Raw genomic sequence first — 13,407 nt, forward strand, 5'->3', positions numbered from 1 at the left:
CAGAACGACATGGCTACGATCCGACTTGTGGCCGTCCCGGCTTCGGCGGCCGTCCCGGCGGCGGTGGCCGCGGTGGCACCCAGGGAGCCTTCGGCCGTCCCGGCGGTCCGGCCCGCCGTGGCCGCAAGTCGAAGCGGCAGCGCCGTCAGGAGTACGAGGCCATGCAGGCCCCGTCGGTCGGCGGCGTGATGCTGCCGCGCGGCAACGGCGAGACCATCCGGCTCTCCCGTGGCGCGTCGCTCACCGACTTCGCGGAGAAGATCAACGCCAACCCGGCGTCCCTCGTCGCGGTCATGATGAACCTGGGCGAGATGGTCACGGCGACGCAGTCCGTCTCCGACGAGACGCTGCAGCTGCTGGCCGAGGAGATGAACTACAACGTTCAGATCGTCAGCCCGGAGGAGGAGGACCGCGAGCTCCTCGAGTCCTTCGACATCGAGTTCGGCGAGGACCAGGGCTCCGAGGAGGACCTGGTCGTCCGCCCGCCGGTGGTGACCGTCATGGGTCACGTCGACCACGGCAAGACCCGCCTGCTCGACGCGATCCGCAAGACGAACGTCGTCGCGGGCGAGGCCGGCGGCATCACCCAGCACATCGGTGCCTACCAGGTCACGACCGAGGTCAACGGCGAGGAACGGGCGATCACCTTCATCGACACCCCGGGTCACGAGGCGTTCACCGCCATGCGTGCCCGCGGTGCGAAGTCGACGGACATCGCGATCCTGGTCGTCGCGGCCAACGACGGCGTCATGCCGCAGACGGTCGAGGCGCTGAACCACGCCAAGGCGGCCGACGTGCCGATCGTGGTCGCGGTCAACAAGATCGACGTCGAGGGTGCGGACCCGACCAAGGTGCGCGGTCAGCTGACCGAGTACGGCCTGGTGGCCGAGGAGTACGGCGGCGACACCATGTTCGTCGACATCTCCGCCAAGCAGGGCCTGAACATCGACAGCCTCCTGGAGGCGGTCATCCTCACGGCCGACGCGACGCTCGACCTGCGGGCCAACCCCAAGCAGGCCGCGCAGGGCATCGCGATCGAGTCCCGTCTGGACCGCGGTCGCGGCGCCGTCGCCACGGTCCTGGTCCAGCGAGGCACGCTGCGGGTCGGCGACACGATGGTGGTCGGCGACGCGTACGGCCGGGTCCGGGCGATGCTCGACGACAGCGGCAAGAACGTCACCGAGGCCGGTCCGTCGATGCCGGTCCAGGTCCTGGGCCTGACCAACGTCCCGGGCGCGGGCGACAACTTCATCGTGGTCGACGAGGACCGTACGGCCCGTCAGATCGCGGAGAAGCGCGCCGCCCGCGAGCGCAACGCGGCCTTCGCCAAGCGCGCACGCCGTGTGTCCCTGGAGGATCTGGACAAGGTGCTGAAGGCCGGCGAGGTCCAGCAGCTGAACCTGATCATCAAGGGCGACGCCTCCGGTTCGGTCGAGGCGCTGGAGTCCTCCCTGCTCCAGCTGGACGTCGGCGAGGAGGTCGACATCCGCGTCCTGCACCGTGGTGTCGGTGCGGTCACGGAGTCCGACATCGACCTGGCCATGGGCTCCGACGCGATCGTCATCGGCTTCAACGTCCGGGCCGCTGGACGGGCCCAGCAGATGGCGGAGCGCGAGGGCGTGGACGTCCGCTACTACTCGGTCATCTACCAGGCGATCGAGGAGATCGAGGCGGCCCTCAAGGGCATGCTCAAGCCGGAGTACGAGGAGGTCGAGCTCGGCACGGCGGAGATCCGCGAGATCTTCAAGTCGTCCAAGCTGGGCAACATCGCGGGTGTCGTCATCCGCTCCGGCGAGGTCAGGAGGAACGCCAAGGCGCGCCTCATCCGGGACGGCAAGGTCGTCGCGGAGAACCTCACGATCGACGGTCTGCGTCGCTTCAAGGACGACGTCACCGAGATCCGCGAAGGCTTCGAGGGCGGTATCAACCTCGGAAACTTCAACGACATCAAGGTCGGCGACATCATCGCGACGTACGAGCTCCGCGAGAAGCCGCGGGTGTAACGGCCCACGGCGCGCAGCACGGCCGGCCGGCGGGACCCGGGTCCCGCCGGCCGGTGTGCCATGCTCCGGGCGCCCCGCGCCCCTCCGCACGCATGCCCTCATCCGTCTGCCGCGCTCCCTCCACCGGTCGGGCGGCGAACGGGTGAGGAAAGGCGAGGAAAACCCCGTCGAGCCGCCGCTCGGGTTCGCGGTACGGTTCTTGATGTCCCTGCCCACCCGGAAGGCAGGACCACCGACCCCGTACCGGCGGGCAACCCGGTCGCACACATGTACGTGGGGACTTTGTCCTTCGACCTTCTCCTCGGCGACGTCCGCTCACTGAAGGAGAAGCGCTCCATCGTCCGCCCGATCGTCGCCGAGCTCCAGCGCAAGTACGCGGTGAGCGCGGCCGAGGTGGACCACGCGAACCTCCACCGGCGAGCCGTCATCGGCCTCGCCGCGGTCTCCGGCGACGCGACGCACCTGACCGACGTCCTGGACCGGTGCGAACGGCTGGTCGCCGCCCGCCCCGAGGTGGAGCTGCTGTCCGTCAGACGCCGCTTCCACGGGGAGGACGACTAGACGGGCGTCACCCGGACAGACAGCACGCACACCACGCAACGAGAAGAAGAAAGAACGGGAGACGGACCAGTGGCCGACAACGCGCGGGCGAAAAGGCTGGCGGACCTCATCCGAGAGGTAGTGGCCCAGAAGCTGCAGCGCGGGATCAAGGACCCGCGGCTCGGCTCGCACGTCACCATCACGGACACCCGGGTCACGGGCGACCTGCGGGAGGCGACCGTCTTCTACACGGTCTACGGGGACGACGAGGACCGCAAGGCCGCGGCCGCCGGACTGGAGAGCGCCAAGGGCATCCTGCGCTCCGAGGTGGGACGCGCGGCCGGCATCAAGTTCACCCCCACCCTCACCTTCGTCGCGGACGCCCTTCCGGAGACCGCCCGGACCATCGAGGACCTCCTCGACAAGGCCCGTGCCTCCGACGCGAAGGTGCGCGAGGCCGCCGCCAGGGCCTCCTACGCCGGTGACGCGGACCCGTACCGGAAGCCGGTGAGCGACAACGGGACGGGCGACGTCATCGGATGAGCGGCAAGTCCACACCGCCCGACGGCCTCGTCATCGTCGACAAGCCCGCGGGCTTCACCTCGCACGACGTCGTGGCCAAGATGCGCGGGATCGCGAAGACCCGGCGCATCGGCCACGCCGGCACCCTCGACCCCATGGCCACCGGCGTTCTCGTGCTCGGCGTGGAGAGGGCCACCAAACTCCTCGGCCACCTCGCGCTGACCGAGAAGGAGTACCTCGGCACCGTACGGCTCGGCCAGAGCACGATCACCGACGACGCCGAGGGCGAGGTCACCTCCTCCACGGACGCCTCCCGCGTCACCCGGGACGCCATCGACAAGGCCATCGCCAAGCTGACCGGCGACATCATGCAGGTGCCGTCCAGGGTCAGCGCCATCAAGATCAACGGTGTGCGGTCGTACAAGCGCGCCCGCAAGGGCGAGGAGTTCGACATCCCGGCCCGCCCGGTGACCGTCTCCTCCTTCCAGGTGCACGACATCAGGGACGCCGTCGCCGACGACGGCACCCCCGTGCTCGACCTGGTGGTGTCGGTGGTCTGCTCCTCCGGCACCTACATCCGCGCCCTCGCCCGCGACCTGGGCGCGGACCTCGGCGTCGGCGGTCATCTCACCGCACTGCGCCGCACCCGTGTCGGCCCGTACAAGCTGGACTCCGCCAGGACGCTGGAGCAGCTCGAGCGGGAACTGACCGTGATGCCGATCGCCGAGGCGGCCGCGGCCGCGTTCCCCCGCTGGGACGTCGACGCCCGGCGCGCCCGGCTGCTCACCAACGGCGTGCGGCTGGACATCCCCGACGAGTACGCGGGCGCCGGCCCCGTGGCCGTCTTCGGCCCCGAGGGCCGCTTCCTCGCCCTCGTGGAGGAGCAGCGGGGCAAGACCAGGAGCCTGGCGGTCTTCGGCTGACGGCCGCCGTCCGTCCGCGGGGCCGTCCGGCCGTGGAGCGGCGAGCACGGGGCGTGGCCCCTGTCGCCGCTCCACGGCGGCCCCCCTCGGTTCCCCCACTTCTGAGCTGTATCCAGCCGCCCCCGCCCATTCACCCGGCCGTGCGGGCGCTCGGAGTGAACCAGGGGAGCGCGAGGGGCGCGTTCGCCGCTTTCCCCGCGTGCACGGCGGGTGCGGGTGTCCCCGTCCGGCATCCGCTGTCCGGCACCTGCTGTCCGCCACCTGTTCGCCCGGCCGGCAGCCGCCGGGACGGCGTGCACCCCGTCACAGGGTCCATGCCCGTGCGAGGGGGGAACCCGGGGCATGGCACCCTTAGACCTGCGGACAAGCAGCAAGACGCACAGCAAGACGAACAAGGCGAACGAGGCGACAGGGACCACAGGTGCGACGAGGAGCGGTCACAGTGCAGCGCTGGCGTGGCTTGGAGGACATTCCCCACGACTGGGGGCGCAGCGTCGTCACCATCGGCTCCTACGACGGAGTCCACCGCGGGCACCAGCTGATCATCAAGCACGCCGTGAACCGCGCCCGCGAACTCGGCATCCCCACCGTCGTCGTCACCTTCGACCCGCACCCCAGCGAGGTCGTGCGCCCCGGCAGCCATCCGCCGCTGCTGGCCCCGCACCACCGCCGTGCCGAACTGATGGCCGAGCTGGGGGTGGACGCGGTGCTCGTCCTGCCCTTCACCGTGGAGTTCTCGAAGCTGTCCCCGGCCGAGTTCGTCGTCAAGGTGCTGGTCGACAAGCTGCACGCCAAAGCGGTCGTCGAGGGCCCGAACTTCCGCTTCGGCCACAAGGCCGCCGGCAACGTGGAGTTCCTCGCCGAGCAGGGCAAGATCTACGACTTCGAGGTCGAGGTCGTCGACCTGTACCTCACCGGGGAGGCGGGCGGCGGCGAGCCCTTCTCCTCGACCCTGACCCGCCGTCTGGTCGCCGAGGGCGACGTCGAGGGCGCCCGTGAGATCCTGGGCCGCCCGCACCGGGTGGAGGGCGTCGTGGTCCGCGGCGCCCAGCGGGGCCGCGAACTGGGCTTCCCCACGGCCAATGTCGAGACGCTCCCGCACACCGCGATCCCCGCCGACGGTGTCTACGCCGGCTATCTGCACGCCCAGGGCGAGGTGATGCCGGCCGCGATCTCCGTCGGCACGAACCCGCAGTTCGACGGCACCGAGCGCACGGTGGAGGCGTACGCCATCGACCGCGTCGGCCTCGACCTCTACGGGCTGCACGTCTCCGTCGAGTTCCTGGCCTTCGTCCGCGGCCAGGCGAAGTTCGACTCCCTCGAGGCGCTGCTGGAGAGGATGGCGGAGGACGTCGCCCAGTGCCGGGAGATCATCGCGGCGGACACGAGGACGGACACGGGGACCGACACGAAGACGGACACGAGGACCGACACCAGGACGGAGTAGCCCGCGCCGGACCCGCCCGGGACCTGCCCGAGGCCCGTCGGGCTCCCGTCGGCGGGCGGACGCCGGGGCGCGGACGGAGAGCCGCGGACGGGCCCTCAGGGCGCCGGGGGAGCGGCATCCGCCCGCGCGCGTGCCCAGTGGCACGCGACATGCGCCTCGCCGCTCGCGCCGGGAACCCCGGGATCCCGGTCGCGGCAGTCCCCGGCCACACCCGCCCGTTCGGCCTCCCCGCTCGCCAGGACGGGACAGCGGACGTGGAAACGGCAGCCGGAGGGAATGCGGGAGGGGTCCGGGGGCTCGCCGCCGAGGACGACCGGATCCCCGGGAGCCTCGGGCAGAACGGACAGCAGGGCCCGGGTGTACGGATGCCGGGGCGCCGTCAGGACCTGCTCCACCTCGCCGGTCTCCACGATCCGCCCCAGATACATCACCGCGACCCGGTCGGCGATGTTCCAGGCCAGCCCCAGATCGTGCGTCACCACCAGCGCGGACAGGCCGAGTTCGGTGCGCAGCCGCAGCAGCAGGGCGAGGATCTCACCGCGCACCGAGGCGTCCAGGGAGGCCACCGGCTCGTCGGCGACGAGGAGTTCGGGCTCCAGGACCAGCGCGCCCGCGATGACCACGCGCTGGCGCTGCCCCCCGGACAGCTCGTGCGGATAGCGCAGGAAGAACCGCTCGGGCGGACGCAGCCCGGCCCGTGACAGGGCCTCGGCGACCGCCGCCCGCTCGTCCCCGCCGTACCCGTGGATGCGCAGCCCCTCGGCCACGGCGTCGTACACGGTGTGACGCGGGTTGAGCGAGCCGCTCGGGTCCTGGAGCACCAGCTGGACCCGCTTGCGGTACGCCTTCAGCGCGCGCGAGGAGTAGTCGAGCGGGGCGCCGTCGAAGAGGACGCGCCCCGCGGCCGGCCGCACCAGACCGAGCAGCGAGCGGGCCAGCGTCGTCTTCCCGCACCCCGACTCGCCGACCAGCGCCACGATCTCCCCGCGGCGGATGCCGAGGTCCACTCCGTCCACGGCCCGGGCGGCCGGCGCGCCGCTTGGGCCGGGGAAGGCGACGCGCAGGCCCTCGACCCTCAGCAGCTGTGACGTGTCCGTCATGCCGTGCCGCTCCTCGCCTCCGCCTCGTCCTCGGTGGCCGCGGCCCCGTGCGGCACATGCACACAAGCCGCCCGCCGCCCCGCTCCCGCCGCGCGCAGCACCTGGTCCCGCACGGCGCAGACGTCCAGCGCGACCGGGCAGCGCGGATGGAACGCGCACCCGGAGGGCACCGCCGCCGGATCCGGGGGATCGCCCGGCAGACCGCGGGGAGCGAACCGGGACGCCGGGTCGCCGATCCGGGGAAACGCCTCCGACAGGGCTTTGCCGTAGGGGTGCCGGGCGTCCTCGTAGACCTGCCGGGCCGGGCCCTCCTCGACCACCCGGCCCGCGTACATCACCGCCAGCCGGTCGCAGGTGTCGGCCAGCACGGCGAGATCATGGCTGATCATGATCAGCCCGAGGTCCTGCTCGCTCACCAGCCGCTGGATCAGCCGCAGGATCTGGGCCTGGACCATCACGTCCAGTGCCGTGGTGGGCTCGTCGGCGACGATCAGACGCGGATCGCAGGCCAGCGCCATCGCGATCATCACCCGCTGCCGCTGCCCGCCGGACAGTTCGTGCGGATAGGCGCGCGCCCGGGCCGCGGGCAGCCCCACCTGCTCCAGCAGTTCCCCCGCTCTTCTCCGCGCGCCCGCGGCGGTCGCCCGGCGGTGCAGCAGGATCGGCTCGGCGATCTGGTCACCGATCCGGTGCACGGCGTTCAGCGAGTGCATCGCGCCCTGGAAGACGATCGACGTCCCCGCCCAGCGCACCGCCCGCACCCGGCCCCACTTCATCGTCAGGACGTCCTCGCCGTCCAGCAGGATCTCGCCGCCGATCCGGGTCCCGGCCGGCAGCAGCCGCAGCAGCGCCAGCGCCAGCGTGGACTTGCCGCAGCCCGACTCGCCCGCGACGCCGAGCTTCTCGCCCGGGGCGAGGGCCAGGTCGACCCCGCGCACGGCGGCCGCGCCGCCCGGATACGTCACTTCCAGGTTCCGCACGTCGAGCAGGGTCAACGGGACACCCCCAGCCTGGGGTTGAGGACGGACTCGACCGCTCGCCCGCACAGGGTGAACGCCAGCGCGACCACCGCGATGGCGACTCCGGGCGGCACCAGGTACCACCAGGCGCCGGAACTGACCGCCCCGGCCTCCCGCGCGTCCTGCAGCAGCCCGCCCCAGGACACGACCGTCGGATCACCGAGCCCGAGGAAGGCGAGCGTCGCCTCCGCCAGGATCGCGGAGGAGATGATCAGGGTGGTCTGGGCGAGCACCAGCGGCATGACGTTCGGCAGCACGTGCCGGGACATCACATGCCAGTGGCCGCCGCCGAGCGCCCTCGCCCGTTCGATGTACGGCCGTGCCTCCACCGCCAGGGTCTGCGCCCGCACCAGACGCGCGGTGGTCGGCCAGGTGGTCACGCCGATCGCCAGGACGACGGTGCCCAGCGAGCGGGACAGCACGGTGGCGAGCGCGATGGCGAGCACCAGCGTCGGCATCACCAGGAACCAGTCCGTGATCCGCATCATCACCGTGGCGTACCAGCCGCGGAAGTGCCCCGCGGTGATGCCGATGAGCGTCCCGATCGCCACCGACAGCACGGCCGCGAGCAGCCCGACCAGCAGGGAGACACGTGACCCCCAGATCACCAGTCCGAGCAGATCGCGGCCGAACCGGTCGGTGCCCAGCGGGAAGCGTGCGCTCGGGCTCTCCAGCGGCCCGCCGGGCGCGCCGGTCACGCTCTGCGCGTCCGCCCCGACGGTCAGCGGCGCGGTCAGGGCCACCAGTACGCACAGCACGAGCACGACGAGCCCGAGGACGCCCGCACGGTGCGTCCGGTACTGCCTCCAGAAACGGGCGGCGGAGGCCCGGCGGCGCTGCCGGGCCAGCGCACGCGGATGGGGGGCGCCCGGGCCGGGCACCTGCGGGCCGGGCTGCGCGGTGGTCTTGACGGTCATCGGCCCACCCTGGGATCGAGCAGCGGATACAGCAGGTCGGCGAGGGTGTTCATCACGATCACCGCCGCGGCGAAGAAGAAGAACAGCCCCTGCACCAGCGGCAGATCGGGCACGCTCAGCGCCTGATAGAACAGCCCGCCGAGACCCGGCCAGGAGAACACCGTCTCGACGAGGATCACCCCCGCCACGGTCCGGCCGAGATTGACGAAGACCAGCGTCATGGTCGGCAGCAGTGCGTTCGGCACAGCGTGCCGGCGCCGTACGAGGGCGTCCCGAAGTCCCTTGGCCCGCGCGGTCGTCAGATAGTCGCTGCCCATCTCGTCCAGCAGCGCCGACCGGGTGACCAGCAGGGTCTGCCCGTACTCCACCGCGACCAGCGTCACCACCGGCAGGACGAGATGGTGGGCGACGTCGACGGCGTACGCGAAGCCCTCCTTGCCGCCCGACTCCATGCCCCCGGTCGGGAACAGACCCGGAACCGGGCCCACGCCCACCGACAGCACGATGATGAGCAGCAGCCCCAGCCAGAAGGACGGGACGGAGTAGAGCGTCAGCGCCAGACCCGTGTTGAGGCGGTCGCCGAGCCCGCCGTGCCGCCAGGCGGAGCGGGTGCCGAGGACGATGCCGAGCGCGGTGTAGAGCACGAAGGCCGTCCCGGTCAGCAGCAGGGTGTTGGGCAGCGCCTCGGTGATCTTGTCGATGACCGGGGCACGGAACTGGTACGAAGTCCCCAGATCCCCGGTCAGCGCCTTGCCGCAGTAGTCCGTGAACTGCCGCCACAACGGCAGGTCGAGCCCGAACTCCCTGCGGTAGACGGCGATCTGCTCGGCGGAGACCGGCCGGCCGCCGGTCATGAACCTCACCGGGTCGCCCGGGATCAGCCGGAAGAGGAAGAAGCTGGTGACGAGGACGGCGAGCAACGAGACGGCCGCACCGGCCAGTTTGCCCGCCCCGTACCGCAGATACGCGGCACCGGTCCTCGTCCGTGGTCCCCGGCCCGCCGCCGGCCCGGGCGTCCCCGGGACGGCGACGGCCCCCTCGACGGGCGAGGATGTCGCCTCAGCGGTCATGCGCGCTCACCGCCTGCTTCGCCCACGGTCTGCCCACGGCCTATTCACGGTCGTCCGCCGTGGCCCGGCGGCGCAGCGCGAGGAACACCACGAGACCGGCGAGGGCGGCGGCACCCGCCACGATCCCGGCGACGACCCCCGCGGACGTGGAACCGCCCGAGGAGTCACCGGAGTCCGCCGGAACGGCCGACCACCAGCTCCAGTAGCCGTCCTGCCCGTAGATGTTCCCGGCCTTCGCCGGCATGGTGGTGATCGACGCGATCTGGTCCGTGCGGTAGGCCTCGACCGCGTTCGGATAGGCCATGACGTTCATGTACCCGAGGTCGTACAGCCGCGCCTGCATCCGCCGGACGAGGTCCGCCCGTTTGGCCGGGTCGTACTCGGCGAGCTGCTTGGCGTACAGCTCGTCGTACGTCTTGTCGCAGATGAAGTTGTCGGTGGCGCCGGTGTCCCTGGGGGTCGCCGGAAGCGCGGCGCAGGTGTGGATGGAGAGCACGAAGTCGGGGTCGGGGTTGACCGACCAGCCGTCGAAGGCGAGGTCGTACGTGCCCGCGAGCCACGGGTCGGTCACGTTGTCCAGGCAGGTGAGGGTGACCCCGATGCCGAGCCTGCCCCACCACTCCTGCAGATACGTGCCGATCGCCTTGTCGTTGGAATCGGTCGCGTGGCACAGCACCCGGTAGTTCAGCGGTTTGCCGTCCTTGCCGGCGCGCTTGCCGTCGGCGTTCTTCCGGTAGCCCGCCTCGTCCAGGAGCCGGCCGGCCCTCACCGGGTCGTACGCCAGCCGCCGGTCCTCCGGCGGCTTCCAGAAGTACGCCGGGTAACGCGGCGGGATGTAGCCCTGGCCCTCCACCGCGTGGCCCTGGAAGACCTTGTCGATGACGGCCTTCCGGTCGACCGCCATGAACAGTGCGTGCCGCACCCGCTGGTCGTGCAGGGACGGGTGGCCGTCACCGAACCTCTCGCCGTTCCTGGCCCGTGCGCCCGGGTTGACGGCCAGGGCGTAGAAGCGGCGGCCGGGGGCGTCGTTGACGCGGATGTTCTTCTCGCCCTTGAGGGAGGCCGCCTGGGCGGGGGTCAGGGACGGCGAGCCGGCCACGAAGGAGACCTCGCCCTTGCGCAGGGCGGCGACGGCGGCGTCCTGGTCCTTGTAGTACCGGAAGACCAGCTCGTCGAACTTCGGCGCGCCCCGCCAGAAGTTCTTGTTGGCCTTCAGCCGCACATGGCTGTCGGGCTTGTAGTCGGTGAGGATGAACGGCCCGTTGCCGACGACCGGGAAGCTCTTGTCGTTGTTGAACTCGGAGAAGTCCGTGACCTTCTCCCAGATGTGCTTGGGCACGATCGGCACGTCGAGCGCGGTCATCGTGGCCTGCGGCTTCTTCAGCCGGATCACCAGCCGGGTGGGGCTGGGTGCGGTGACCTGCGCGAAGTTGGCGACGAAGCTGCCGTTGGCGGTGGCGGCGTCCGGGTCCGTCATCATCTTGTTGAACGTCCACGCCGCGTCCTCGGCGGTGGCCCGCCGTCCGTCCGACCACATCGAGTCGGAGCGGATCGTGTAGGTCCAGGTCAGCTTGTCCGGCGACGCCTCCCACTTGGTGGCCAGGCCCGGGACGACATGGGCGTCCTCGGGGGCGTAGTTGGTCAGGTACTCGTACATCAGCCGGTGGATGCTGGTGCTGACCAGCCGTACCGCCAGGAAGGGACTGAGCGAGTCCACGCTCTGCGCGACGGCGACGGTGAGGACCTTCTTGCCCGACGTGTCCGAGGCGTTCTCCGCGGCCCGGGCCTGCGGAGCGGCCGGGGCGAGCGGGGTGGCGAGACCGGCCGTGAGAACGAGAGCGGCCACGCCTGCGACGAGAAGCCGGACCCCCTTCGGACGGGGGCCGGTACGGAGGCCGGTGCGTCTTCTGTCGTGCTGATCATGTGGGTTCATGGCTCGGTGACCTCGCGTCATCGCACGCAGGAAACGGTTTGCGCCTCCTGCCGGGGCGGGCTTGAACGGGCTTGATCGGTTGACGCCGGCGGAATGAGGTGAGTGTCTATCAGCGGCAGTCTGCACGCGTCAACGGTGTGTCAAACCCCCTGTGGCCTGCGGAAACAATGAGCGTGCCACTCTGGCGTTCCCATTGGTCCAGACCGCTGAAGCCCTCCTGGTGGGGGCATGGCGGCGGAAACTCGACCGATTCTGTCTGCGAATGTGCGAAGGCCCGCGCCGTCGGGTGACGGCGCGGGCCCAAGGCGCGCGGTGCGGTTGCCGGGTTACTGCGAGGGCGGGGGAGGAGGCGGGGGCGGGGTCTGGCCCTGCGGGGGCTGCTGCGGGTAGGGCGGGCCGGCGTGGTGCTGCGGCTGCCCGGGCTGCGGACCCGGGACGGGGGGCTGCCCCGGGTACGGCTGACCGGGGACGGGCGGGGCGGGCTGCTGGGGAGCGAACTGCCCCGGGACCGGCTGCCCCGGGTGTCCCGGCTGCCCCGGCTGTCCCGGATAAGGGTGCTGCCCCGGGTAGGGGGGCTGACCCGGCACGGGCTGACCCGGAAGCGGCTGCCCCGGCAGCGGCGGGGGCGCGACCGGCGGCGGGTTGCCGTCGGACGTCCACAGCCCCTGCGCCTGCTGGTGCCGTACGAAGTCCTCGGCGACCATCGCCGCGAGGTTGAAGTACGCCTCCCGCACCTTCGGCCGCATCATGTCCAGATCGACCTCGGCACCCGTGGCCAGATGCTCGTCGAAGGGCACCACGACGACCCCGCGGCAACGGGTCTCGAAGTGGGCGACTATGTCCTCCACCTTGATCATCTTTCCGGTCTCGCGCACACCGGAGATCACGGTGATGGAACGCGCCACCAGCTCGGAGTACCCGTGCGCGGACAGCCAGTCCAGCGTCGTACTGGCGCTGCTCGCACCGTCCACGGACGGCGTGGAGATGATGATGAGCTGGTCGGCGAGGTCGAGCACACCGCGCATGGCGCTGTAGAGCAGACCCGTGCCGGAGTCGGTGAGGATGATCGGGTACTGCTTGCCCAGGACGTCGATCGCGCGGCGGTAGTCCTCGTCGTTGAAGGTCGTGGACACGGCCGGGTCGACGTCGTTGGCGATGATCTCCAGCCCGGAGGGCGCCTGGGACGTGAACCGCCGGATGTCCATGTAGGAGTTGAGGTACGGGATCGCCTGGACCAGGTCACGGATGGTGGCCCCGGTCTCCCGGCGCACCCGGCGGCCGAGCGTACCGGCGTCCGGGTTGGCGTCGATGGCGAGGATCTTGTCCTGCCGTTCGCTGGCGAGCGTGGCCCCGAGCGCGGTGGTGGTGGTCGTCTTGCCGACACCGCCCTTGAGGCTGATCACGGCGATCCGGTAGCAGGACAGCACCGGCGTACGGATCAGCTCCAGCTTCCGCTGCCGCTCGGCCTCCTCCTTCTTCCCGCCGAGCCTGAACCGGGACCCGGAACCGACCGGCCGGGAACTGCGGGCCTTCTGCTTCTTGTTGCTGAGCAGCCGGTCGGAGGACAGCTCCACGGCCGCCGTGTAACCGAGCGGAGCGGCCCCGGGCTGCGGCTGCCGCTGATCGTGCTGCACCGGCTGCGGCCAGGCGGTGCCGAGCCGGGGATCGACGGGCTGCTGCCCCTGCGCCGGGCCGGGCTGCTGCGGGAAGCCGTACCCGCCGGGCGGGGCGGGCGGGGCGGGAGCGGCGCCCTGGGGCTGGGGGAAGCCGTACCCCGGCTGGGGGCCGACCGGTGCCGCGGGAGCATCCGTGGGCGGCTGGGCGGGCGGCTGCTGCGCACCCGGCGTACCGGGCTGGGGGAAGCCGTACCCCGGCTGGGGGCCGACCGGTGCCGCGGGGGCACCCGTGGGCGGCTGGGCGGGCGGCTGCTGCG

Annotated in this window: 10 protein-coding genes; 4 read left to right on the forward strand and 6 right to left on the reverse strand. The window is 71.6% G+C overall.

Features of this window, described 5'->3' with window-relative positions; genetic code table 11:
- Positions 1 to 2,270: 2,270 nt before the first annotated feature.
- From ABD224_RS27815 to ABD224_RS27830, 4 genes are all read left to right on the forward strand, one after another.
- Entirely contained in the window at positions 2,271 to 2,564 is a 294-nt protein-coding gene (locus ABD224_RS27815; protein WP_067397973.1) for a DUF503 domain-containing protein, read from the forward strand.
- Positions 2,565 to 2,633: 69 nt separating this feature from the next.
- Positions 2,634 to 3,086, forward strand: coding sequence for a 30S ribosome-binding factor RbfA (gene rbfA / locus ABD224_RS27820; protein ID WP_344054804.1), 453 nt, complete (start codon positions 2,634 to 2,636; stop codon positions 3,084 to 3,086).
- A complete protein-coding gene (gene truB / locus ABD224_RS27825) occupies positions 3,083 to 3,988 on the forward strand; it encodes a tRNA pseudouridine(55) synthase TruB (protein ID WP_344054806.1) in 906 nt (301 codons plus the stop codon). The genes rbfA and truB overlap by 4 nt, the downstream gene beginning before the upstream one ends.
- A 442-nt stretch (positions 3,989 to 4,430) precedes the next feature.
- The gene (locus ABD224_RS27830; protein ID WP_344054808.1) at positions 4,431 to 5,435 is read left to right on the forward strand and encodes a bifunctional riboflavin kinase/FAD synthetase; all 1,005 of its coding nucleotides are present in this window, start codon (positions 4,431 to 4,433) and stop codon (positions 5,433 to 5,435) included.
- 95 nt (positions 5,436 to 5,530) lie between these two features.
- Here ABD224_RS27830 and ABD224_RS27835 read toward each other — a convergent pair whose 3' ends face one another.
- From ABD224_RS27835 to ABD224_RS27860, 6 genes are all read right to left on the reverse strand, one after another.
- Positions 5,531 to 6,535 carry an ABC transporter ATP-binding protein gene (locus ABD224_RS27835; RefSeq protein WP_344054810.1) on the reverse strand — a complete coding sequence of 335 codons (1,005 nt, stop codon included), beginning with the start codon at positions 6,533 to 6,535 and terminating at the stop codon, positions 5,531 to 5,533.
- A complete protein-coding gene (locus ABD224_RS27840; RefSeq protein WP_344054812.1) occupies positions 6,532 to 7,530 on the reverse strand; it encodes an ABC transporter ATP-binding protein in 999 nt (332 codons plus the stop codon). Before ABD224_RS27840 ends, ABD224_RS27835 begins: the two co-directional genes overlap by 4 nt.
- Positions 7,527 to 8,471 carry an ABC transporter permease gene (locus ABD224_RS27845; RefSeq protein WP_344054814.1) on the reverse strand — a complete coding sequence of 315 codons (945 nt, stop codon included), beginning with the start codon at positions 8,469 to 8,471 and terminating at the stop codon, positions 7,527 to 7,529. Before ABD224_RS27845 ends, ABD224_RS27840 begins: the two co-directional genes overlap by 4 nt.
- Positions 8,468 to 9,541 (reverse strand): ABC transporter permease, encoded by a 1,074-nt coding sequence (locus ABD224_RS27850; protein ID WP_344054816.1) that lies wholly within the window; start codon positions 9,539 to 9,541, stop codon positions 8,468 to 8,470. The genes ABD224_RS27845 and ABD224_RS27850 overlap by 4 nt, the downstream gene beginning before the upstream one ends.
- A 40-nt stretch (positions 9,542 to 9,581) precedes the next feature.
- Entirely contained in the window at positions 9,582 to 11,474 is a 1,893-nt protein-coding gene (locus ABD224_RS27855; RefSeq protein WP_344054818.1) for an ABC transporter substrate-binding protein, read from the reverse strand.
- A 326-nt stretch (positions 11,475 to 11,800) separates the two neighbouring features.
- The coding region (locus ABD224_RS27860; RefSeq protein WP_344054820.1) for a MinD/ParA family ATP-binding protein at positions 11,801 to 13,407 on the reverse strand (1,607 nt) is incomplete at its 5' end.

The sequence above is a fragment of the Streptomyces thermoalcalitolerans genome (genome assembly GCF_039525155.1).
GTDB classification, from domain to species: domain Bacteria; phylum Actinomycetota; class Actinomycetes; order Streptomycetales; family Streptomycetaceae; genus Streptomyces; species Streptomyces thermovulgaris.